This is a genomic window from Pedobacter cryoconitis (assembly GCF_001590605.1).
Taxonomy (GTDB): domain Bacteria; phylum Bacteroidota; class Bacteroidia; order Sphingobacteriales; family Sphingobacteriaceae; genus Pedobacter; species Pedobacter cryoconitis_A.
In genome coordinates this window covers 2,191,825-2,217,101 of record NZ_CP014504.1, presented here as the reverse complement: position 1 = coordinate 2,217,101, position 25,277 = coordinate 2,191,825, and the positions used below count along the sequence as shown (strand labels likewise).

Below are 25,277 nucleotides of genomic sequence, written 5' to 3'. Positions count from 1 at the left end.
GGGGTTTTTGTATTATTCTGTCAGAATTTATCATCTTTGAATGCTATAATTTTATGGGGAAACTATCAAAACATAAACGAACTTCAATACCTGTTCATAAGTTGCAGGAACGAACTTCGCTGGGTATACTAATTCGTAATTTTGTCAATTTCAACAGACATGACATGCGGAAGCTGGGTGCACACCGGGATGATCATTATATTTTGATTCTTCAGGAATATGGACATAGCCATGTGAATATTGATTTTAAGACTATAGTTGTTGATGGTTGTGCTGCTTTTTTTATTTTACCGGGACAAGTCCATTATGTACCAGAATCTGAAGAAACGACCGGTTGGTTTATGGCGATAGATTCCTCTTTAGTAGACAAGAGTTATCAGCAGGTTTTTGAAGAACTCGCGCTGCATCAGCAAACTATGCTGGTGAGTACCGAAAAAGTAGCTCAGTTAGAGAAATGTGCAGCACTTTTATGTGGTATGTTCGATGGTGACGGACAAGCATTGATGCCGGGTACTGTAATTCATTCTCTGGCTTCTGCTTATGTAGGGATTTTTGCTGCGCTTTATAAATCAAGCAGCCCGGAAAAGGATAAACAGCAGCTAAGACCTGAGATGATTACCAGCGAATTCCGGAAATTAGTGAGCAGTCAATTTAAAACCCTTAAAAATCCAAGTCAGTATGCGGATATACTTTCGCTTTCCCTTTCTTATCTGAATGAGGTGGTTAAAGCGGTAACCGGGTTTCCTGTAAGCTACTGGATTCACCACGAAATCATTCTTGAAGCTAAGAGAATGCTGTACTATAGTGATTTAAGTGTGAAACAGATTGCATTTTCACTAGGCTATGATGATCATGCTTATTTCTCCAGACTATTCAGTAAGGTTGCGGGTGTCCCGGCTGTGCAATTCCGGAAGGACTACCGTGAATAGTCCAAGTTAAACCTTGGATAGTCTCTTGAATGGGCTGTTGTTTTATCGTTTTTTTGTATAAAACTTAAGCTCATGAATATTATCAAAAAGAAAGTCTTATCAATTTTTGAAAGCCGCGTTTTAAAACAAGGATGTGTATTAGATGTGAGAGCGTGGAATCCCGCTACTTTTTTTGAAGTTGACTTACACCTGCCAGGGGTAGATATGGAAAAATGGACCTCAGTCCAGCATATGAAAGTTAAAGTTTCTGAATATACTTACCGTGATTATACACCGGCATTATGGGATGCTGAAACTGAAACTTGTACACTCTGTATCAGTTCAGACCACCAGGGGCCTGGTAGTGAGTGGGTAAGCTCACTGAAAAAAGGAGATGTAATTTCTTATGTGGGAATAGGGGGGACTTTTCACAAGCCGGTTGCTGATAGCAGGTTATTGTGTTTGGGAGACAGCAGCAGTATCGGACATTTTCTGGCTTTAAAGCAGCTGGCCTTAGGTATTGGGGAAATCTATGGGGCAATTAGTTTCAATATGGAATCACATGCCCGTGAATTCTCAGAATATTTTGATACTTATTTGCAACCTATAGAGGAAAATAAAAAAGATATTTCTTTAATTTCCTGGTTGAATGAGCAGGAATTGAGTAACGAAACTATTTATATCGCTGGTCATAGTCCAACTGCTATGCAACTCCGCAGGCATTTAAAACAACGCAGTGATTTTAATGGAAGCATCAAATTACAAGGATTCTGGCAATAATGAAACGGATTAATGAAATAAGACCGGATATTTTACTCGATCTCTGGTTTTTAATAGTAGGGCTTAATTGCTTGTTAAATTTAATTTTTATGCTGTAAATTAGATAAATCATTTATATCAATTTGCCTTATGATGCTTGATAATTATCTTGAAAGTGTATCCAAACAGTTTGAATATTATAAAATGCTTGGGGAAAATACTTTTTCGCAGTTAAATGACGAACAGCTTTTTTATCAATATAACCCGGAAAGTAATAGTATTGCGACTATTGTTAAGCATATATCTGGAAACATGTTATCTCGCTGGACTGATTTTCTGACCACTGACGGGGAAAAGGATAGTCGTAACCGGGAAGCTGAATTTGATAATGATGTCCAGAGCAGAGCAGACTTGATGTTGTTATGGAATGAAGGCTGGGGGTGCTTATTTAACGCCTTGAGGACTATCAATGAAGATAATTTTGAGCAGATTATTTATATCAGGAATCAAGGGCATTCTATTACCGAAGCTATTAACAGACAGTTGGCGCATTACCCATATCACATTGGTCAAATTGTATTTTCAGGCAAAATGCTAAAGGATAAAGAATGGGATTCTTTGTCTATACCCCGTGGAGATTCTCAGAAATTTAATGGAGAAAAATTCGCGCAGCCTAAAAAGAAAACTCATTTTACAGATGAGTTCCTGAATAGGAAGAAGTAATCTTGTTTATGTGGTTGATTGTGAAATAGGTAAGTTCTTTTTATTGTCGGTTTAGTGGTGGAAGTATCTGGCTGGAAAGTGAACCTGGCCTGGTGACTACGATATACTTTACGATACCTGCTCAGAAAGCGCGCTCTGTTTGAAGAGGGCTCTTTGTTTGAACGGTGGTTAAATGATAAAATTTCCTCAGAGGCTTTTATCATTTAACAGTTTTAATTAGCGATCAGTTGCTTTGTATATTCCTGAATGGCATTTTTAATATTTTGAACGATCTCTTGTCTTCCGCTTAAAGAGTTAATGTATTCTTCTTCGTCAGGGTTACTGATAAATCCAATTTCAGTTAATACGGCTGGCATACCTGCTCTTGCCAGTACTGCCAGACTTTGTTCTTTTACTCCACGGTTAACACGGCCAACTTTGATATATTGCTGCTGAATTAAAGTTGCCAGTTTAATACTTTGACGACGGTAAGCATTTTTCATCAGCGAAAGGATGATAAAACTTTCCGGATCATTAGGGTTGTATCCGTCATAGTTTTCCTTATAATCCTTCTCTAGCAAGATTACTGCATTCTCTCTGACAGCTACATCCTGTTCACCTAATCTTCCTGAACCGGAAACAAAAGTCTCCACTCCGGAAGTTTCCGTCCGGCCTCTCATATTTCCTGGCATGGAGTTACAGTGAATAGAGATAAATAAGTCAGCATGAGCTTTGTTCGCAATATCAATACGTTCGTATAATGGAATAAAAACATCCTCGGTACGTGTATATATGACCTTTGTATTCTCAATTTCTTTCTCAATCGTTTGTCCCAGCAGCATGGCAACATCAAGTGCTACATCCTTTTCTTTGGAAAACAGACCTCTTGTTGAACCGTCTTTTCCACCATGACCTGCATCGATAACGATAATCATGGGTTTAAGAACAGGAGCTGGTTTGACTTGCTGTACCACGGGTGCTATTTGTGTCTGTGGTGCTGTTTGTACTTGCTGAGTTGTTTGTGCGTATATATAGGAAGAACTAAGCAGAAAAAGAACAGTAAAAGCAGTTCTAAAGGCTGTTTGGTTTTTAATGTTTTCAGGCATTATTTTTTGCAGGTTTATTAAGTGTGTTTGTAATCCTCTTGAGGGTTAATTTACAAATTTACAAAGATAACGCTGAAATACTAAACTTAGTTCGATTTCATTGTCATGAAAAATTAATTGGGAACCTTTCTTTATTCTTTTGCTTTTTCATGTCTGCCGAGGAAACTGATCAGGACGAATTTTAAAAAAGATAAAACTTTATATGTTTTTTTTGATTTTAAGATAGTAATTGTTCATAAACAGCTATTTAACTTTAATAGATATGATGGGTTCAAAATTTTTAGTAGCCGTAGCTTTAACCGGAATGGTTTTTACGGCATGTCATTCAGACAAAAAAAGCAGCAGTGATACGACAAGTACTGGGGTGACGGACACGACCATAGTGGATACGGCAAGGCATGATACGGCTAAATCGGACACAGCTGGTGTAGGAGTGAGCGGCTCTGGCCCGGGCACGGAAGGATTAGGAGCGGGTGCAACAGGTACCAATGGACAAGGTACGCCGCCCCCTGGCACAACAACAACTCCAGGAACGACAGGCGATCAAAATCCGCATCCGGTAAAACCTTAATTATATAAACCGGATCTCATCCTATAACAACATAGCAGGCACGCTTAGAAGCGGGCCTGCTATGTTGTTCCGATTATTTATCAGCACACAGGAGTGGTGCCGAAGCGATGACTTTATCTTTTCTGTATTTAGCCAGGTTAATCAAAAGTACACTTCCAAGAATGACGAACAATCCGAGAATTTGAATCAGGCTGACTGTTTCACTCGTGAAACATACACTTAAGAGAATAGCTACCACAGGGTTAACATAAGCATAAGTACTTACTTGTGTTGCAGGACGAACTGTTAATAGCCATACATAAGCACTAAAAGCAGCTATAGAACCAAATATGATCAGGTAAATGATGGCCAGCCACGCGCTGAGTGGCACACTGTCCCAGTGGAAATGCTGATATTCAGAACTTAATGCGCTTCCCACTATAAAAGCTGTACCTGCAGCTAACATTTGCCATGCTGTATTGACTGACACGGAACTTCCCGGAGCTGAATGGTATTTAGAATACAAAGACCCGCCTGCCCAGGCCACAGGTCCCAGAACTAATAATATCATGCCTAATATCTGATTCGAACTTTGAGTTGTATTTACTGCCTGAAGAACTTGTTCTGAAAATAATAAGATCACGCCTATAAAACCTATAATCAAACCTGCAATTGTCGATTTGCTGTTTAGGTTTTCTTTCCATTTAGGTTTATCCAGGATCACAAACCAGATGGCAGCAGAGGCCACCATAATGGCTACGAGCCCACTTGGAATAAATTGTTCTACCCAAATTACTGTACCATTGGCAACTCCCAGCATCAACAGACCACTTACTACTGCATATTTTATGTTTTTCCAATCGAATATCTTCTCTCCCCTGAATTTACACCAGGTCATGAGCAGGGTACCCGCAATGATAAAACGAAAAGTACCAAGAAAGAACGGTGGAAAGCCGGCAAGAGCTCTTTGAATGAAAAAATAGGTAGATCCCCAGACAATATATACGGTAGCAAATGCGAGATATACCAGGAGCGGAGAAGCGGGTTTGTTGGTCATGATATTTTTTTGTTTTCAGGAATGACTAATTGTTGTTGTTCTTTTACGGTCTCCAATACGATAGTAGTACGGATAGATACTATGGTAGTGATTTTACTAAAGGAGTTTCGCATCAATTCCATTAAAGAAGCCGAGTCTGCGGTTCTGACTTTCACTAGATAACAGTCTTCACCTGCAATGATATGCACTTCCTGGACTTCCTCAATTTTAGCCAGTTCAATTGCTGTAGTGGTACAGCCCAGACTGTGAGATGCTTTCATTGAGATAAAAGCTAATAGTTTCAGTCCTACCGCTGCAGGATTAATTCTGGTTGTGTATTGGACGATTACTTTCTTTTGCTCTAGTTTCTTTACTCTTTCCAAAACAGCAGAGGGCGCCATCTCAAGCTCCTTTGCCAGGTGGACATTAGAAATTCTTGAATTATCCTGCATTAGCCTTAATATCGAAAGATCGATATGATCTAAATTGATGTTGTTTTCGATTATCATTCTATAAATATATGATAAATCAGAATTATATTCATTTATATTGTAAAATAAATATAATAAGTTCTGTCTTGTTTTTGTGGCTGGTGTACGAAAAAAGAGGAACTGTTTAGCATCTACAAGTCATCGGGATTGAAAAGCAAAGATTTGATTTTGTCAAATGACAAATCCTTATAGTTGTCTATGTATAAATTGCATTTTGGTAATTCTTCTATAGTATGAGAAGTGAGTACGCCAACTACGCGCATTCCTGCATTTAATGCAGCTGAAATGCCCGAATAGGAATCTTCAAAAACAAGGCACTGTTCGGGCGTAACCCCCAGGTTCCTGGCAGATGTCAGGTATACTTCAGGATCTGGTTTATGCTTTTTCACATCTTCACTAGCCAGGATAGAGCCTAGTTTTTCACGGATAGGCACTTCGCTTAAAATCAGGTCCAGGTTGGCGGCAGGTGCAGAGGTCGCTACTCCAAGTTTAACACCATGATGCTGTAAATCAGTAATAAATTCAAGGATGCCATCAATAGGCTGGATATGTGGTGCATAGATTTTCCGGAAAAGACTTTCCTTTTCCTCTTCCAGCAGCAATAATTCTTCGCCAATAATCGGCCTGCCTAAAAAATGAGATAAGATGTAGCTATTGCTTTTTCCAAACATGTGGTGAGCAAAGTCTTCATCTGTAGGGTTAAGGTTGCGTGCCGAGAAAAATTCCCGAAAAGCCAGAGAGTGGTATGGATTGGTATGGCATATTACCCCGTCCATATCAAAGATGACTGCAGTTTCTTTATTCATGCTGCAAAGTTAAGATGATTTTAACATTTATTTACCCAGGTATGTTGACTTTGCATACGGATAATTGAGCAAGAAACTTATGCACTAGCTTATTGCAGTGGTGAAGAGCTCTGGAACTAAGTCCTTAACGGAAGCAATGGGATTGCTGAAAGGGGGGGATAGGAGTATAAAATGGGAAAGGTTGATTAACCCTTTCCCATTTTACTAAAGCTTAGAATGTACAGCCAATTTTTGCATATACATAACGACCACTGTATCCAAACTGGCTGATTGCTCTTGGATATAGGAACCTTCCGTTTGAAGTATTATCAAGGTTTCCAGTATAATTTTCGGTAGGAATACCGCTTAAATTATTGGCATTATTTCTTGGATTGATATATAGCTTATCAGGATATACATCAAAAATGTTATTCGCACCAATAGTTAATGTTAAAGTTTTGTTTGCTGCATAACTTACGGAGAAATCGGTAACCCATTTTGGTGTAAATGTCTGATCCAGTTGTACTGGCAGATTATTCGATGGAATGTTTGGGTCAATCGCATTCAAATAGGTAACTTCTCCGAAACGAACAGTTCTTGCTACAAAGCTTAACTTGTCAATAGTCAGGTTAGCCGTAATGTTCAGTTTGTTTTTAGGAACTGAACTTTCATAGCGTGAACGTTCTAAACGGTCAAATAATTTAGCCTTTAGTGTCGGATCGCTTTCTATTTTATCCCCTCCATTAATGCTTCTCACAACAGTTTTATTTAAGTTTCCTGCAATGCTTAGTAATAAATTGCTTTTACTGCCTAAATAAAATTTATTAGTCAGTACTACATCCAGTCCAGCTGTATTTGTGGTAATGGCATTGGTGAAAAACTGTACGCTGTTCACTTGCGCATTCGGATCAACTGTATTTAAAATCTGGTTGACTACACCTGTTGGAATCAATGCGCCTGCACTTGTTCTTTCGCGCGCATATTGACTAGAGAAAACAATACGGTCTTTAATATCAATATTATAGGCGTCGATTGTGAAAGTAAAAGTTTTAGCTATTTTTCCTGCTAAACCCAAACTTCCTGATCTGGAAATTTCGGGTTTTAAAGAACCAACACCAAACTGAGAAACAATAGGATTGTCATTGTTAACTGTTAAAACTTGCGTTGGATTTCCTGCAACAAACTGTGTACTCTCGTTGTTGAAATAGCGCTGATGTAGAGAAGGGGCTCTGAAACCTGTGGCGTATGCACCGCGTAAAGAGATGTCGCCAAATAATTTTACTTTACCCGTGAATTTATAAGAAAAGTTAGAACCGAAATCACTGTATTTTTCATAGCGTCCTGCGGCTTCTAATAAGACTCTTGGACCAAATTCGGCTTCAAAATCAGCATAAGCACTGACGTTATTTCTTGATTTATCAATTGCGTTACCGGGCTTAAAACCAGGAAATACCTGTGCGCCTGCAGCTGTAAATGAAGTGCCCACTAATCTTCCCGGAATACCCGCCGATGGCTGGCCGAAAGAATAAGAAAGTTCTTCGCCTGGTTTGATCTGATAATTATCTATTCTGAATTCTCCACCAAATGCTGTGTTTAAGGAAGTAATAAAGCCGCCATCAAACTCATGTTTTTTATTCAGGTCCAGATTGCTGGTGTTTTGTCTGAACAATAATTCCCCTGCGTAAAATGAAGTTGGACTTGTGCCCAGCGGGAGGGAAGCATTAACCGTATTGTTGATATTGAATTTAATATTATTTTCCCCACTGGTATTACTGATATCATAATCCCATGTTCCGATTTTACCTTTTGAGCCGACAGAGAAAGAAAGATCATTAATTTTTGTGGCTATAAAAGGAAGAAATCCATTTGGAAATAAAGTCAGGTCAATCTGTGTAGTCTGGGTCGGTAAACGGAAAAATCCAGCAGCGTTCCCTGTTTTATGGGTGTATCCGGCTGCAAAGTAAAGGTTGGAGCTTTTAGTGAAATTATATTGTCCGTTTAAGAAGAAGCCTCCGTTTTTTGAATCAGAGTTTCCTACGCGCATATTATTTCTATCCAGTCCATTGGCAGCTGCTCTTGCATCATCTGCAGCTTTCAGACCTGCATATCTGGTTTCAAACGCGGCTTCAGTTTCCAGTGCACCCTTTGCCGGTGCTGCTGAGTATAAAAGCGGACGGGTATCTAAACCGCCCCGGTTTGTATAGTCGCGCTTGATATACTGGCCTGCAAAATTGATAAAACCCTTGTCATTGTTAAATGCCCATCCTTTGCTGAAGTCGGCTTGAAAAGTACGTCCGTCGCTAAAATCGCGTCCTAAGGCCTTAGAGTCAGATTGGCCGAAAGAAGTAGAGAAACTATAAGGGGTTATCTTTTTCAGTACAATATTGATAACGCCTGCAATAGCGTCAGAACCGTATTGAGCTGCTGCACCATCGCGCAAAACTTCTATCCGTTCAATAGCTGCAACAGGGATTGAGTTTAAATCGGTACCTACAGAGCCACGGCCAAATGTACCATTGATATTAACCAGCGCTGTAGTATGCCTGCGTTTTCCATTCACTAAAACGAGTACTTGGTCAGGGCCTAATCCGCGCAGTGAAGCTGGGTCAATATGGTCTGTTCCGTCGGCAACAGTTTGTCTGTTAGAACTAAATGAAGGAGCTACGTAATTTAAAATCTGGGTCAGATCTACCTGTGCAAATGTTTTCACATCCTTGGTCGTAATTAAATCTACGGGAACTACACTTTCGATGTTTGTTCTGGGTACTGAAGATCTGGAACCAATTACAACAACATTCTGCAATAATGTTTTAGTGTCCATTAAAACAAAATCTGTGGTTTTTGAACTGCTGTCTATTTGAACTGCCGCTTCTGTGTTCTGATATCCTGTAAAAGATATACGGAGTTTGTAAGCACCATTTTTTGGAAACTTAATGGCATATTTTCCATTAGAATCTGTGGAAGTCCCCAATTTAAGGCCGGTCACCTGTAATGTTGCGCCTGGAATTGCGAGTCCTGCAGAATCAGTGACTTTGCCCTTGAGTACCTGGGCGAATAGCTGGCTCGAAATCATCAGAAAAAAGGCGATGAAAACGATCTTGTGTAAGGTTTTTATCATAGTTAGGTTTGTTTAGACTGTAAGCTAACTAAAATATTACGATAAATTTATTGTTACAATTCTATTTATCGTTTTTTTTATTTTATGTATTTGTTTTAATTGTCAATTTTTGGGCTCGTTTGGGAAGTTTTTATAAGATGTTGTGGGTTAATAAGATATTGTTTATAAGTTTTCTGAGTTTAGCTGTTGTTTATTAGGTTTAATCATTGTAAATTGATTCTTCGAGTTTATATAGTAGTATGATCTAAGTTTGTTTTTCATCTTTCTATGTTGAGCTGTTTTTAAATTGTATTGTAATCTAATTCTATAGTATATGTATGATTTTGTGTGGTTTTATTTCAGCTTTCTGTTTGTATTTGATTGTTTTTTTTGTGAGATGAGGATTTTCCGTTTCTTTTTTAGGACTATGCGGAGGTTAGGGCCTGAAAAATCGATTTAATTTCATTGGAATAGATAATCAGCTCTCTGTAATCCCGAAATTCAGCGTAAAAAAAATGTGACTTGTTTTCAGGCCGTATCCTTAATATTCTTTATTTAAGTTTATTTAGGATAATACCTTTGTAGTGAGATAATGATAGCTTTTTGATAAGCTATGGCAAATTAACTTTCACCAATTCAATGTTATCGTTAAATAATGGAGTCTGATTGTTGAATTCGAACACTTTATTGAATGATAAAATTACTTTTTCAGCTTTAGTTTTAAACGGTTTTTTAAGACGGATTAAAACCCGGTCACCTTTTTCTAAAGTATATAAATCCTGTTTTGATCCTGATATCTTTTCTACAGTGATCGCCTCGTTCAAATGAACTGAAGGAGACTCATCGGTATAGCTGATATCCAGGTTGTCTTTGTTTATTTTCAGAGGGAAACCTGAATGGTTTACAATAAATATTTCTGCATTTAAGGTGTCACGCTCCTGATAACTCCTCAACTTGAAATTTACACCTGAGACGGCAATTTCCTGAGCACTTACATAAACGAAGGGTGGCTGTTTAACTTGTTTAATACCACTTAAATAAGCCTGCTGCTTTTTAGTGAAATCAGAAGATGTGTTAAATGAATAACTATTGGCAGTAACTTGATACTTTTTAAGATAGGCTTTATAGTCATCCGGTGCTAAAGCCGTTGTCATGCTGGTTACTGTTGGTGCGCTACCAGAATGTTGATCCTGGCTATAATCTTTAGGTGTTGCAGGTTTATTGTCTTTCGTTTTATAATTGATGACCAGATTGTATAGGGATTTAAAATATCCATTTCTGCCCGTAAGCTGATTGGTTTTAAGATCATTTAAAGGTTGGAATTTTAAAGAAAGAGATTTGTTTTCTCCCGGTTTCAGGACAATTGGACCAGTACTTCCTGTTAGGGGTAAAGACCGGAGTCCTGCTGCTGTGGCTATTTCAATTTCACTAATGGTCAACACGTCGCTGCCCGGATTGCTAAGGTCAATGTCAGCACGTAGTTCTTGTGTTTGGATATCAGCAGTCAGATAGAGCCCGGCGATGATTTGCTCAGACTCCATGGTAACTGGTATATAGTTCAAATCACCTTTGATTCTTTTAGTTTCGGAATGATTTTTACAGGCAAAGAGTAAGGTGAAGAGGAGTAAAGGAACGAGTCTTTTCATAGGAAATGGATGTGTATCAAAGATTTAATGCGTATTTGATAAATATTATAAATAGGGAGTTGAAGTAGTTTTGATAGTTTAAGCCGTTTAAACTAAAAAAACACTTCAACCCCTGATCATGAATTATGATTTGAGTTATAATCCGGTAACAGACCAGATTGAATAGGCATGTGGAGGAACTTGTATCAATACCCTTCCGTCAGCTGCAACAGTTGGCTCCCAGTTAGATGCGCCTGTATATTCTTTTATCTTTTTACCACCCCAGTTAGAAGTTACCCACTGTTGTTGCCAGTTATCAGAACCATTAAAGTAGACAATTAATCCAGGAAGCGTACCGTATCCATTTCTTCTGTCAATATACTGATCAGCGGCTGAATATAAATTGGTCGTTGTCCCTCCAGCCAGATTTTTATGGATCCAGATCAGGTTATTCATCCTGTTTTTGTCCAGCAGATTCTCGTAATCTTTATAAAAGACACAAGGATAGCCTTCATGTGTCATGATATAAGCGTAAGCAGAATATTTATTCGTCGTAATATCTGTATCGTGGTTACTCACAAAAGTAACAGCCTTGGCTGCGTTTCTCTTTAATAACATATCATCGTTAAGACGCGTCAGGTCATTCTTATCAAAAGCACTGTTCATGGCATAAAAACAGGCAAAATCAAAAGCTGAAGAGGTTTGTTCAGTTGCATCTACCCAGTTCTGTAAATTTGCTGCATTTCCATCCCATTCCTCACCGACAGCAAAAACAGCTGCAGGGCCACCTACGCTGTTCACGAAGTTTTTGACTACCCAGGCCCCATAACCTTTTACATAATCAAAACGAAATCCATCAAAGTGGAGACTGTTTTTATAGAATTTAGACATGCTATAAGATGCGTTATAAATCCAGTTAGAGACATTTGCTTTTTTATGGCAAAGATCCGGGAATCCGGCAAAAGCACCCTCATCAGCGGCTTCTATGTCGTTTGGATGGAAATCATTGTAGGTACGCTGGAATTTACCGGATAGCGGAGTAAATTTAGTATAAGTACTGGTACTGGTATAAGGGTTCGCTTCTAAGGTTCCTCCGCTGCAATGATTGAGCACGATATCAGCATATACTTTTATACTATTATTGTGCGCAGTAGCTATCAATTTGCCAAGGCTGGTGGAATCTCCAAATCGTGTGGGTTTTGTTCCCATTTGATTGTAGCTGCCGAAATCAAAATAATCGTATGGATCATAACCCATGCTTGTTGCACCACCTTGTGCTTTAGTAGCGGGTGGAAGCCATATTGCACCAATTCCTGCTGCTTTCCATGCTGGGATTTTGTCATTCAGTGTATTCCACCAGCCGCCCTGAGGAACGTCCCAGTAAAATGCTTGCATCATGACATCGCTTCCCGAACCGGTAGCAGCATCTACTTGAGTCTGTTTAAAATTATCTGCTGGGGCAAGGTCAGTGATTGCTGACTTTTTGCAGGCAGAAAAGGAGAGAAAAAAGGCCATAATAAGGGCAGTCCTTCCTGGTAGGTAAGATGATTCTTTGTTCATACTATTTGGTTATTTATTTGGTTTAATGTTTGGTCTCTGTGCTGTTTCCCAACAGATTATTCTGGTTCGGGAACGTTCCCGAACCAGAATAAAAATACAATTATTTATTTAATCTGAACAAGATTATTCATTTAAGTTCATCAGTCTTTGGTTAAGAAATCGATTCAGCTATCTTAGCTGGATTGATAATTCATAGCTGCAGTAGATTATAATGAAAGAAATAGCCGATCTTAAAATAAAATTCAAGCACTTTACAAAAGCAGCTTTTGAACAATTAAAAATCGAAACTGAGCGCCAGGTTACAACATGGTTCTGGGCAACCAGTGATTTATATAATCCGGAACCTTTTCATTATGAAAGTAATCATTGGACAAGAGGGCGTAAACTCAAAGCAGAGCCTGAAAAAAAAGCGGAGCATTGTCAGTATGGTTTAAATAATCAAGGTGAAATCATCGTTGAAAGACAATACACTAGTTTTGAGCAATATTTTTATCAGACATTTTATGTCAGAACTCAAGGGATGATAATCCGTTATAGGTTTTCTTATGAGGAGCAGGAGATAGAAAGTATTTCCATGTTTTATGAGGAGCAAGGTCAGCTCACCAAACATATCACTGTTGCTGATACGCAATGCAAATGTGATTATGCCACTTATTATTATAACCAAAATCAAAAGCTGACCGAAAAGAAGTGGCACCTGGAATTTGATGATTTTGAAACAGACAGGGACCATGAATACAAATATGATCAGTTTGGTTTGCTGGAAACTATTATAGAAAATCAGGAACAGGTCATTTACCGGAAGCCTGATCAATCAATAAGTTTTATCCAGCTTACTACTATAGCTGAAGAAAGATTATTCTCAGTGCTTCAGCAAAACATCCGCGAGTATAGTATACAAGAAGAAATATACTGTATATACATCAATTATGGGAATAGTAATTTTTTTCCACCCGCTATTGCTTATGGTACCAAAGCTGAAAAGGACCATTGGCAAGCTGCTCAAGGAGCTAAAGCTAAATGGATCGTCTGGAATCCTGCAGATTATCAATATAATAGGGAAGTGAGTATGGATCAGGAAACAGCGGACTTTTTTGAATTCTATAATCAGGAAACTGAAATGCGGCAAAAATATAAGGAAGCAAGAAAAGCAATTTTAAACGTGGTGCTGAAATTGAAAATAGTGCTGAATGAATTCAAGCTGAATAAAACAAGTGATTTTGTAATCGTGGCCGCTGATGCTGAACAAGGTGATTTAAAAAAGAACTTTAAAGTATTGAATCCTGAGCTTTTTGAAAAATTCAAAAAAGATCTTCCATAGAATTTAAAAACATTTTATACAAGCTGATGTTTAAACCTTTCACCCACAAAAGGGCAGTAATCAGCATATGGAACCATTTAACATTAAAATCAAACACGGTAAAAAAGAAATTACCTTAACCATCCTGCCCGACGACAAGGGCTATTTCAAAGTAATTTATTTCGGAGGAATATTGGGGGCTGTCTATTTTGACGGGCATAATTGGGAACAGGTTCCTCCTGCAGATGTCATTGCTGGAGACCTGCCGATGTATGAGCCAGACCCTGCAAATGATGATCATGAGGATATTTCCCTTTCTGAATATCTGGTTGAGGGTGTAGGCCATGAAATTGACTTATACCATGATGAACATATTTGATGGAAAGCATCAGAATAAATAGTAATCTTAATGACCTTAAGTCACTGGCTAAAATACATTTAGAGCAGGCCGGTAAGATGAGTATTCTCAAAAAGGAATATTTTTTTTCTGCCTGAACAAAATATAGCTTCAATATTATAGTTGATAATTAAATTTTAAACATTACTAATACTTTTTATTTTATTTAATAAGTATTAGTAATGTTTAAAATTTAATTATTAAGTTTGGTAAAGGCAACTAAACCAGACTATTGCAACTATGAATAATAGGGAACTATTAAGAGTTGATATTATCAAGCAACTTTATTATAAAAATCCACTTTCGCTAACTGAGCTAAGTAAACTGACTGCTAAGAGTTTACCATTGGTTACTAAAGTAGTCAATGACCTGGTTTCAGAAGGATATGTGCAGGAGCAGGGCCTTGGGCCTTCAACAGGGGGAAGAAGAGCCTCTTTATTCCTTTTAAATATTGAAAAACAGCGCTATGTTATTTCTGTCGCTACAGATCAGTTCACCGCCAGGTTAATCATCTATGATCTGGCCAATACAATCATTCTTCCCGTTAAAAAACTTGAACTTGACATTCTGGATGATGAAGAAGCAGTAGACAAACTTGTTTCATTTATTGCTGGAAATATTAAAGAATCTGGTATAGATCAAAAGAAATTTTTGGGGATTGGCATCGGTATGCCTGGTTTTATCAGTGCAGAAGAAGGCGTAAACTACACGCATCTAAAAACTAAAGACGGATCTCATTTTGGTCAATATTTAACAACCAGGCTTAAACTTCCGGTATTTATAGATAATGATTCACGCCTGATCGCCAATGCGGAGTTGTTTTTTGGTGCCGCAGTAGGAATGAAAGATGTAATGGTCGTTAATATTGGCTGGGGAACTGGTTTAGGTATGATTATCAACGGCCAGTTATACCGTGGAAACAGCGGATACGCAGGTGAATTCAGCCATATCCCTTTATCTACAACCAATACGTTATGCTCTTGTGGCAAACGCGGCTGTCTGGAAGTGGAAACCTCTCTTTTGGTGATGACACATAAAGCTAAGCTGGCTATGGAAGCTGGCGAAGCAACCAGTATGACTGAGCTTTTTAAAGATGAAAGCAGAAATACAGGGGAGTTGTTTTTAGAAGCAGCCAGTAACCACGATCCTTTAGCCGTTTCTATTCTTTCTGAAGCAGCGTTTCATATTGGAAAAGGTGTGGCCACATTAATCCATATTATGAATCCTGAATGTATCGTACTAAGCGGTAGGGGTGCAGCAGCTGGTAAAATATTACTTCCACCTATACAACAGGCTATCAATGAGTTCTGTATTCCAAGAATAGCTGCTCAGACCTCAGTCGTACTCTCAGAATTAGCCGCAGATGCAGAATTACTGGCAGGAGCAAGCTTAGTCATTGAGCATTGCGAATTTGACTGATTTAACTTTTAATTCAAATTAACAACTAATATAAAATAAAACTAAATCGAATAACTAACCTAGATCACACTAAACATGAGAAAAATTTACTTAAAGTATTTAAGCGTTTTTCTGTTAACTCTGTTGACAGTCAGCGCTTTTGCACAGAAAACCCTTACCGGGACAGTAAGGGATGCTTCCGGCCCTGTGCCGGGAGTTAGTGTTTCACTAAAAGGCACTTCTAAAGTTACCCAGACAGATGGCGCTGGAAAGTTTTCAATTACCGCCAGTACAAATGATGTTTTGTCTTTCTCTGCGGTAGGATATGCCAAACAGGAAGTCACTATTGGGAATCAAACCTCACTAAACGTTACCTTGATTGAAAGTGCAAACAGTCTGAATGAAGTTGTTGTAACTACCGCATTAGGGATTAAACGACAAGAAAAATCATTAGGATATGCAGTAAGTACGGTCACAGCTAAACAATTAACAGAAGCTGGTAATACCAATTTTGCATCCGCTTTATATGGTAAAGCTGCCGGAGTAAAAATTACTACTGCACCAGGTGGTGCGAGCAGTGCGGTAAGCGTACAAATCCGTGGAATCAATTCGATCAGTTATAACCAGCAACCTTTATATGTTGTAGATGGGGTAATGATTAGAAATGATGGCCAGAATGGAGCTAAAGGTGCTAACAACAATGACTACTGGGGAGATCAGCGTATCAGGGGAAACGGTATTTTAGATATCAATCCTGCGGATATTGAAAGTATGACTATTTTAAAAGGAGCGAGTGCTTCTGCTTTATATGGTTCGGATGCTGGAAGTGGTGTAGTTGTAATTACCACTAAAAAAGGAATCAAAGGAAAAGGTCTTGGAATTGATTTTAATTACCAGGGATCAGTTGATCAGGTTGCTTTTTTACCAAATTTCCAAAACGTATATGGGCCAGGTTATGACAGGAAAACTAACTTAGCCAATGTCGGCCGTGAAGATGGCTGGAATGTAGATGCGACTTCACCAACAGGGTTAAGACCATATTTTAGAGCCTATTCAAACTTTGGCCCTAAAATGGAAGGTCAGCAAGTAAAATGGTGGGATGGTTCGATCCGTTCTTATTCTCCGCAACCGGATAATTATAAAGACGTTTATCAAACAGGTTATACCTCAAACGCAAACGTGGCTATCTCTAACCAAAGTGAAGCTATCAATTACCGTTTCTCAGCATCACGTCTGGATTATAAAGGTACACAGCCAGGAAACACAGGCTCAAAAAACTCTTTCAACTTAAACTCTACGATTAAACTTGCGCCAAAACTTTCCGCAGATGTAATTGTGAGTTATGTAAATACGATCACAAAAAACAGACCTTATCAATTGGGCCAGGTTTTAGGCTCATTCGGTGGTTTCTTTAGCCGTGCTGAAGATATGAACCTGATGAAACAAAAATTCCAGACTAGTGACGGGTATAAATATGCCACTTTCGACCAGCTGGATCGCCCTGAGCCATTCATTTACAATATCAGAGCAACCAATTTATTGGATTTCTACTGGCAGCAATTGAAAAACGAGTATGTTGAAAATGAAAACAGATTACTATCAAGTTTTACTTTAAACTATGATATTGCTAAAAATCTGAAATTCAGAGGACGTATAGGTAATGACTATACAGGTGCAAGAACAGAAAACCGTCAGTTTACTGAAGTTCCGATTGCATTAAATGGGAATACCAGTACTGGTGGATACACGACAACACAAGGTCAATATGCAGTTTTATATGGAGACGCTTTATTAACTTACTCCAACAAAATTGGTAAAGATCTGAGCCTGTCAGTAAGTGGAGGTTACCAGGGTAGAAATGAAACTTATAAAGACCAGCAATCGAATACGAAAGATGGACTGGTTTCAAGAGACTGGTTTGCAATCAGCAATTCATTCAGTGTTGCTGAAACATCTGACACCAGAAAACAACAATCTAAATATGCTTACCTGGGAATCTTAAATTTAAGCTATAAAGACTTCTTGTTCTTAGAAGGTACAGCCCGTCAGGAATATGCATCTACGCTGCCTCCGCAAAATAACAAATACTCTTACTATTCATTAAATGGTGGTTTTGTTTTCAGCGATGTAGTGAAATTACCAGGTTTCTGGAACTATGGTAAATTAAGGGCTTCTTATGGTGTGGTTGGTAATGCGCCACCTTTATATGAATCAAATATTGTCTATACACAAACTTCTCTTCAAACTATAAATGGTTCAGTTCCTTCGTTAGTAGCTGCTAATGCTTATGGAAATAACAGTTTAATGCCAGAAAAGAAACATGAAGCAGAATTTGGTCTGGAAACCCGCTTTTTAGAAGGACGTCTTGGTTTAGACGTGAGTTACTACAACAACCGTGTTAAAAACCAGATTGTACCACTACAAGTAAGCTCAACTGTTGGTGCAACCAGTCAAATTGTAAATGTGGGTGAAATTGGAAGCAGAGGATTTGAAGTCGCTTTAAATGCAACTCCTGTAAAAGCTGGTAAATTCCGTTGGGACACACGTTTAAACTTCTCCTCTAATAAATCGCGTGTAATTTCATTAATGGAAGGTATGTCAGAGTTGAATTTCTATTCTTCAGATCAGGCAACTGCTAAAATTGTAGCTAAAGCCGGAGAAGAATTAGGTAATATCTATGTACGCCCAAGAGCAACAGATTCCAAAGGCAATTATATCATTAATGCTGATGGTTTGTATGTGATGGACAACAGTACTTATGTTAAAGCAGGGAACATTATGCCGAAAGTTGTAGGTGGTTTCTCTAATACCTTCAGCTATGGTAACTTCTCTTTAGATTTTACTATTGATGGCCGTTTCGGCGGAAAGATGCTATCTCCAAATCTTAAATATATGCGTGGAGCAGGTATGCTGGAAAACTCTATGGAATTCAGAGATGCTGAACACGGTGGAATTGCTTACACCAGTAATGGTAAAACGTATAACGACGGTGTACTATTACAAGGTGTAAACCAGACTACAGGCTTACCGAATACCAAAGTTATTTCTGCTGCTGATTATTATATCAATACTTACAACTGGGGAGAAGGTTCTTTGACAGATGGAGAAATTTTTGATAACAGTTTTATCAAAATGAGAGAAGTGGTATTAAGCTACAAATTGCCAGCTTCATTTACCAGTAAACTTAAAATCACCAACCTGAGAGTTTCATTGATTGGCCGTAATTTATTCTATATCTGGCGTACGATGAAAGATTTGGATCCTGAAGCACCGCTAGGAAATAAATGGTGGTCACAAGGAGTAGATGTAGGTTCAACAGCTGCCTCAAGAAATTATGGTTTTTCTATAAGCGCGAATTTCTAATCGCATTAATCCTGATAAAAATGAAACCATCATTTGCAGCAAAACAGAAACCTAAACGAACTGGATTGGGTAGCAGATGATAGCTTCATCACCGATAAAAATAAATTCAGACAGATGAAAAAATTAATTATAAATATAAGCTTTGTTTTAGTTGCAGCGACGTCATTAGTGAGTTGCAAAAAAGCACTTGAAGATAAATTCTATAACCCGGAAAAAGCACGTGATGCTAGTGTTCCAGGCCTTTTTACTGCGATGTTGAACAATGACAGAGTCGCGGCGAAATATTGGAATGTACGTACTTTTTTATGTCAGATGCCTGGCGTATATGCGCAGACTTCTTATTTCCCGAATGCAATTTCAGTTTATCAGCAAAATGACGGTTATTCTCAGAACTATTGGGATGATTTTTATGCTACAGGTGGTAACGGTAGTGGAAGTATGGCACAATATCGTTCTATGGAAGTCAAATTCAAAACACTTTCGGATGCGGAAAAAGCGACTCAGGCTATAATTATGCAGGCTGCAAAGGTTGTATTGATAGAGCAGGCCGCAAAAATGGTAGACTTATGGGGAGATATTCCTTATAGTGAAACAGGGAGTCTGGAAACAAGCAGTACGATTGTAAATCCTAAATTTGATGAGCAAAAAGCATTGTATACCAGTTTTATCAGTGATCTGACTACTGCTGCTGCTTACTTCAAAGCGAACCCGACCAATAAAGATTTTTCCAAAGCGGATATTTTGCTGAAAGGCGATGTCAATCAGTGGGTGCGCTATGCCAATTCTTTACGCTTAAGATTACTGATGCGCATTTCAAAAGTTGACGAAGGAACAGCCAGAACAGCAGTATTGGATATGTTAAACAATCCGTCCGCTTTTCCATTAATCGATGGAGGAAATAATCCTTCATATAACCCGGGGGCATCCGATGTTTTACTACAACCTTTAACCAATAGCACCAGTGATTTAAGGGCTGCTTTTATGGAAGGTAGCTGGTATGCTACAGATTATATGTTAAACACGGTGATGTTGCCAGCCAATGATCCGCGTATTCCTGTAATTTATGATAAATACGGCAGGATAGTGAAGATTGATAAAAAGGATGTATTTGTGCCTAATAAAACATATAAGGCTATGCCGGTTACGATGATTGCATCAGAGCAGGAAACTAAATTTGCGGATTATTCAGTACTTGACTCTGCAACTTTCCTGTTTAATCAAAAATTACCAGGTATTGTGATCACTGCTTCTGAAGTGAATTTTTTGAAAGCAGAGGCTTTTGAAAGATGGGGTAGTTCAGCCAGTGCACAAACTGCTTATGGAAATGCCTTAAGACAATCTGTTACTTTTTATTACTACCTGAATAACTTAAATCAGGGTGGTGGATATGTGAATGTTCAGGCTCCCGACGCTGCTACTATAGATACCTGGGTGAATACATCTTCAGCTGCTTATGCGGGTACTTCTGCAAATAAACTGGCTAATATTTATACTCAGAAATGGGTGCATTTAGGGGTACTTCAATCTACAGAAGCCTGGTCTGAATACAGAAGAACTGGTTTCCCTGTTTTAACTTTCCCTGCAGATGGTAAACTATCAGGTTTTGATACTCCTCCAAACAGGTTAATTTATCCAGGTAAAGAAAAGATTCTGAATGCAGCAAATTATCAGGCTGTTCAAGCTAAGGATACGCGTAAAACCAAGATTTTCTGGCAACCGTAAGCTATAGCATTTTTAGTTAATACCTTGTCCCGGTTAGTTGTTTTAGCCGGGACATTTTTATATTCAGGAGATAAAATCAGTTCAACAAATCCGATCCTAATGAAAACAAAAATTATAATTGCGGCGATGCTGATTTGTGCTGCCGGCAAGTTAACAGCACAAGAAAATGGAGTTCATCAGCAATCAACCGTTTATGAAGCACCAACAGATCCGCTGGTTAAAAAGAAACTTGACAAATGGCAGGATCAGAAATTCGGAATGATAATTCACTGGGGATTATATGCCGTACCTGGTATCATAGAATCCTGGACGCTTTGTTCAGAAGACTGGATAGAACGCGACAGTACAAAGACTTATGACGATTATAAGAAGTGGTACTGGGGATTGAGTAAAGCTTTTAACCCGGTGCACTTTAATCCGGAACAATGGGCAAAAGCGGGTAAAAGTGCAGGGATGAAATACCTTGTTTTTACTACCAAACACCATGACGGTTTCGCCATGTTTGACACGAAGGAATCTGATTTTAGTATTGCTAAAGGCCCTTTTGCAAAAGATCCGAAAGCAGATGTGGCCAAATATGTATTTGATTCTTTTAGAAAAGAGGGCTTCATGATTGGTGCTTATTTTTCCAAGCCTGACTGGCATTCTGAATATTACTGGTGGTCTAAATATGCTACGCCTAACCGGAACAACAACTATGATATTCAGAAAAATCCATGGAGATGGAACAAATTTAAAGGTTTTGCCTATAATCAGCTGGAAGAACTCATGACCCGCTATGGCGGTATTGATATTTTATGGCTTGATGGAGGGTGGGTCAGACCATTGGAGACTGTCAATGAAGAAGTGCGCTCCTGGGGCGCTGAGATTCCAAAATGGAGCCAGGATATAGATATGCCTAAAATAGCCCGGATGGCCAGAAAAGCGCAACCTGGTATTTTAATGGTTGACAGAACTGTTCATGGGCCTTACGAGAATTATCAGACGCCAGAACAAAAGATTCCTGATACACAACTGGATCATCCATGGGAAAGCTGCATGACCCTTGGCGGGGCATGGGGATTTGTTCCGAATGATCAGTATAAACCTGCCAGTGAGGTGATTCACAAACTCGTGGAAATTGTAGCTAAAGGTGGAAGTTTGCTTTTAGGGATTGGGCCTGATCCAGATGGTACGTTACCAGCCTCGGTTGTGACTAAATTAAATGAGATTGGTCAGTGGACTTCTAAAAATGGTAAAGCCATTTACAATACCAGGATTACTAAGAACTACCACAGTGGCCAAACCTGGTTTACGCAAAGTAAAGATGGTAAATTAAGGTATGCGATTTACTGTAGAAATGTTGGAGAACAGCCGGAAAGGACTATTAACTGGATAGGGAATTCACCAAAGAAGGGGACAGTCCTGAAGCTTGTTTCTACTGGTCAGTCTCTAAAATGGACTGTGTCAAATGATAAAACCACGGTAGAATTACCAGCAAATGCTGGGAGTGCAGAAGCCGCATTGTCTTTTGAATTTACACCTGCTACTTAGTTGTTATAGGAAGTGCCTTTTTAAATTATAATTATGTCGGGCTCAGCTGACAGAAAAATAAATAATTATCAGATGAAATATAAAGTTGTTTTATTGCCGTTCCTGCTTTCTTTGTTTAGTTATGTTGCTGTTGCGAATGATACACTTAAAGTAGTTAAAAATAAAAGCCGGATAAAGGTGTCATCAGTTTCGCCCTTATATAAAAATCCAGGTATCAGCATTGAAAAAAGAGTGAAGGATTTGCTTTCCAGGATGACTCCGGAAGAGAAATTCTGGCAGCTTTTTATGATTCCTGGAGATCTGGATGGAGTGGATAAAAACCGCTATAAAAACGGGATCTTTGGTTTACAGGTTAGTGCAGTTTCTCAGGGAGGGGGCGGCGCCGGACAAATGCTTAGCTATAATACGAAGGAAAATGCTTTTACGCTGGCCAAAAAGATTAATGCAATACAGCGTTATTTCGTCACAGAAAGCCGTTTGGGTATTCCTATTATAGCATTTGATGAAGCGCTTCATGGATTGGTGAGACAAGGAGCTACGGCTTTTCCTCAGTCTATTGGTCTTGCAGCCAGCTTTGATACCGCTATGATGGGACAAGTTGCTGGCACAATTGCTCAGGAAACTAAAATCAGAGGAATCAGGGATATTTTAACACCGGTAGTCAATATTGCTGCGGATGTGCGTTGGGGACGCACGGAAGAAACTTATGGTGAAGATCCTTTTCTTACTTCTCAAATGGGACTGGCTTTTGTCAGTGCGTTTGAAAAACAGAATATTATTACCACACCTAAGCATTTTGTAGCTAATGTTGGCGATGGTGGCCGGGATAGTTATCCAATTCATGCTGATGAACGTTTACTGGAAGAAATTTACTTTCCTCCATTTAAAGCAACCATACAACAAGGAAAAAGCCGGTCTCTGATGACTGCATATAACAGCTTAAACGGAACTCCTGCTACTTCAAATGCTTATTTGCTGACCCAAAAATTAAAAACAGAATGGGACTTTAAAGGGTTCGTTATTTCTGATGCCGGAGCGGTTGGTGGTGCAAACGTTTTGCATTATACAGCATCAGGTTATAGTGATGCGACCAGACAAGCGATTATTGCAGGTTTGGATGTGATTTTTCAAACAGAATATGAACATTACAAATTGTTTATTCCTCCTTTTCTTGATGGGTCTATTCCTCAACAGCGAATAGACGATGCAGTTTCCAGGGTTTTAAGAGCCAAATTTGAACTGGGACTTTTTGAGAACCCTTATGTTTCTGAAAAGGATGCTGAGAATGCATTGAATGATCAAAGTCATAAAGCTATTGCCAGGCAGGCTGCTTTGAAATCATTTGTTTTGCTGAAGAATGAAAAATCTATGTTACCTCTACAAAATATTAGAAACATATTGGTAGTTGGACAGGATGCTGCAGAAGCCCGCTTGGGAGGCTACAGTGGAACTGGTAATGGGAAGATTAATATAGTAGATGGTTTGAAAAAAAGAGCTGGTGAGCAGGTTAAAGTGACTTACAGTAAAGGGAGCACACGTGACCCGATTTTATATGTACCCGTAGCTAAACAATTTCTGAAGACAGACACTGCTTCAGGACTTCTCGCATCCTATTTTGATAATCTTTCTTTAAGTGGTAAACCTGTTTTTACACGAATAGATCAGGCCATAGACTTTATGTGGACGCTATCTGCTCCGGATAAGCGTTTAGAGAAAGATCAATATGCAATCCGGTGGGACGGAACGCTTCAAGCACCGAAATCCGGAACTTATCAAATTGGATTGGAAGGCAATGATGGCTACCGTCTTTATCTGGATGGAAAACTATTAATTGATCAATGGGAGAAAATATCTTATCATACCCGGTTAGTTCCATTTTCTTTTGATCAGAATAAATCCTATGCAATCCGTGTAGAATTTAAAGAACCTAAAGGCAATGCACATATCAAGTTAATCTGGAATTACGGTGTGGCAGATGAACGTGCTAAAGATTTAGCTAATGCGGTTAAACTTGCTGAAAATGCAGATGTTATTGTGGTAGCTGCGGGAATTAAAGAAGGAGAATTCCAGGATCGCGCATTATTGAGCTTGCCAGGTAACCAGGAAGAACTGATTCAGGCTATGGAGAAATCCGGGAAACCAGTGGTTGTTTTATTGGTTGGAGGCAGCGCAATCACGATGAACAATTGGTACAATGATGCTGCAGCAGTTTTGGCGATCTGGTATCCAGGTGAAGAAGGGGGAAATGCAGTAGCAGAAACTTTATTCGGAGACTATAATCCTGGTGGCCGCCTACCGATTACTTATCCGGTTCATGAATCACAACTGCCATTGGTGTACAATCACAAACCAACAGGCAGAGGCGATGATTATAATAACCTGAGTGGTGAACCTCTTTTCCCATTTGGCTTTGGGCTGAGTTATACAAAATTTGAGTATAAAGATTTGAAGTTAAGTAAAAGAGAGATTAAGGGTAAAACAGATATATCACAAATGGAACCTGTAACAGCAAGTTTTACTTTACAGAACACAGGAATTTATGATGGGGAAGAAGTGGTGCAGCTTTATATCCGTGATCTGCTGAGTACGGTAGCCAGACCAGTTTTAGAGTTGAAAGGTTTTGAACGCGTCAGGTTAAAAACTGGAGAATCTAAACAAGTTTCATTTGAGATCACAGCCCAGATGTTAAAAATGCTGAATGCAGAAATGAAGATGGTAATCGAGCCCGGAGACTTTAGAATAATGATCGGTTCTTCGAGCAAAGAACTGTGGTTAAAAGACACTTTAAAGGTGAGTAAATAATCAGAAAAAATGAGGTAACCTGTCAGGTCCCGGTGGTGTAAACTTGCAGCATCTGGATCTGATTGCGCTGGCCTGGGTTAATCGTTTCCCTGTTTCTTTTGCTCAAATTGGAGCTGAATGTGGTTTATCTTATTAACTTTGCT

At 38.9% G+C, this 25,277-nt stretch carries 18 protein-coding genes; 11 read left to right on the top strand and 7 right to left on the bottom strand.

The window, feature by feature from the left end:
* The first annotated feature begins 53 nt into the window (after positions 1-53).
* The 3 genes from AY601_RS09490 (at position 54) to AY601_RS09480 (ending at position 2,390) form a co-directional block, all read left to right on the top strand.
* The gene (locus AY601_RS09490; protein WP_084359180.1) at positions 54-929 is read left to right on the top strand and encodes an AraC family transcriptional regulator; all 876 of its coding nucleotides are present in this window, start codon (positions 54-56) and stop codon (positions 927-929) included.
* Positions 930-1,001: 72 nt separating this feature from the next.
* The gene (locus AY601_RS09485) at positions 1,002-1,688 is read left to right on the top strand and encodes a hypothetical protein (protein WP_068399768.1); all 687 of its coding nucleotides are present in this window, start codon (positions 1,002-1,004) and stop codon (positions 1,686-1,688) included.
* A gap of 129 nt (positions 1,689-1,817) precedes the next feature.
* Entirely contained in the window at positions 1,818-2,390 is a 573-nt protein-coding gene (locus AY601_RS09480; protein ID WP_232324729.1) for a DUF1572 family protein, read from the top strand.
* A gap of 212 nt (positions 2,391-2,602) precedes the next feature.
* Here AY601_RS09480 and AY601_RS09475 read toward each other — a convergent pair whose 3' ends face one another.
* Entirely contained in the window at positions 2,603-3,475 is an 873-nt protein-coding gene (locus AY601_RS09475; RefSeq protein ID WP_232324728.1) for an N-acetylmuramoyl-L-alanine amidase family protein, read from the bottom strand.
* 262 nt (positions 3,476-3,737) lie between these two features.
* Here AY601_RS09475 and AY601_RS09470 point away from each other — a divergent pair, with 262 nt between their 5' ends.
* The gene (locus tag AY601_RS09470; RefSeq protein ID WP_068399765.1) at positions 3,738-4,046 is read left to right on the top strand and encodes a hypothetical protein; all 309 of its coding nucleotides are present in this window, start codon (positions 3,738-3,740) and stop codon (positions 4,044-4,046) included.
* A 73-nt stretch (positions 4,047-4,119) separates the two neighbouring features.
* Here the strand turns inward: AY601_RS09470 and AY601_RS09465 are convergent, their stop codons facing one another.
* From AY601_RS09465 to AY601_RS09440, 6 genes are all read right to left on the bottom strand, one after another.
* On the bottom strand, positions 4,120-5,082 hold the full coding sequence (locus AY601_RS09465; protein ID WP_068399763.1) for an EamA family transporter: 963 nt from the start codon (positions 5,080-5,082) through the stop codon (positions 4,120-4,122).
* Positions 5,079-5,570, bottom strand: a complete 492-nt coding sequence (locus AY601_RS09460) for an Lrp/AsnC family transcriptional regulator (protein ID WP_068399761.1) — start codon at positions 5,568-5,570, stop codon at positions 5,079-5,081. The genes AY601_RS09465 and AY601_RS09460 overlap by 4 nt, the downstream gene beginning before the upstream one ends.
* A gap of 113 nt (positions 5,571-5,683) precedes the next feature.
* Positions 5,684-6,358: an HAD family hydrolase gene (locus AY601_RS09455; RefSeq protein ID WP_068399759.1), complete on the bottom strand. Its 675-nt coding sequence runs from the start codon at positions 6,356-6,358 to the stop codon at positions 5,684-5,686.
* A 211-nt stretch (positions 6,359-6,569) separates the two neighbouring features.
* Positions 6,570-9,455, bottom strand: a complete 2,886-nt coding sequence (locus AY601_RS09450) for a TonB-dependent receptor (RefSeq protein ID WP_068399756.1) — start codon at positions 9,453-9,455, stop codon at positions 6,570-6,572.
* Positions 9,456-10,045: 590 nt separating this feature from the next.
* On the bottom strand, positions 10,046-11,080 hold the full coding sequence (locus tag AY601_RS09445) for a hypothetical protein (RefSeq protein ID WP_068399753.1): 1,035 nt from the start codon (positions 11,078-11,080) through the stop codon (positions 10,046-10,048).
* A gap of 135 nt (positions 11,081-11,215) precedes the next feature.
* The gene (locus tag AY601_RS09440) at positions 11,216-12,619 is read right to left on the bottom strand and encodes an alpha-amylase (protein WP_068399751.1); all 1,404 of its coding nucleotides are present in this window, start codon (positions 12,617-12,619) and stop codon (positions 11,216-11,218) included.
* A gap of 211 nt (positions 12,620-12,830) precedes the next feature.
* Between AY601_RS09440 and AY601_RS09435 the strand changes: the two genes are divergently transcribed.
* From AY601_RS09435 to AY601_RS09405, 7 genes are all read left to right on the top strand, one after another.
* Positions 12,831-13,940 (top strand): hypothetical protein, encoded by a 1,110-nt coding sequence (locus AY601_RS09435; RefSeq protein ID WP_068399748.1) that lies wholly within the window; start codon positions 12,831-12,833, stop codon positions 13,938-13,940.
* A gap of 67 nt (positions 13,941-14,007) precedes the next feature.
* The gene (locus AY601_RS09430) at positions 14,008-14,298 is read left to right on the top strand and encodes a hypothetical protein (protein ID WP_068399746.1); all 291 of its coding nucleotides are present in this window, start codon (positions 14,008-14,010) and stop codon (positions 14,296-14,298) included.
* A 258-nt stretch (positions 14,299-14,556) separates the two neighbouring features.
* Positions 14,557-15,735 carry an ROK family protein gene (locus tag AY601_RS09425; protein WP_068399743.1) on the top strand — a complete coding sequence of 393 codons (1,179 nt, stop codon included), beginning with the start codon at positions 14,557-14,559 and terminating at the stop codon, positions 15,733-15,735.
* Positions 15,736-15,810: 75 nt separating this feature from the next.
* Positions 15,811-19,077, top strand: coding sequence for a SusC/RagA family TonB-linked outer membrane protein (locus AY601_RS09420; RefSeq protein WP_068399740.1), 3,267 nt, complete (start codon positions 15,811-15,813; stop codon positions 19,075-19,077).
* Between the two features lie 114 nt (positions 19,078-19,191).
* Positions 19,192-20,799 (top strand): SusD/RagB family nutrient-binding outer membrane lipoprotein, encoded by a 1,608-nt coding sequence (locus tag AY601_RS09415; protein ID WP_068407369.1) that lies wholly within the window; start codon positions 19,192-19,194, stop codon positions 20,797-20,799.
* Between the two features lie 99 nt (positions 20,800-20,898).
* Complete coding sequence (locus AY601_RS09410) at positions 20,899-22,332, top strand: alpha-L-fucosidase (RefSeq protein WP_068407366.1); 1,434 nt, start codon at positions 20,899-20,901, stop codon at positions 22,330-22,332.
* Positions 22,333-22,404: 72 nt separating this feature from the next.
* The gene (locus AY601_RS09405; protein ID WP_068407363.1) at positions 22,405-25,134 is read left to right on the top strand and encodes a glycoside hydrolase family 3 protein; all 2,730 of its coding nucleotides are present in this window, start codon (positions 22,405-22,407) and stop codon (positions 25,132-25,134) included.
* The last annotated feature ends 143 nt before the right edge of the window (positions 25,135-25,277 follow it).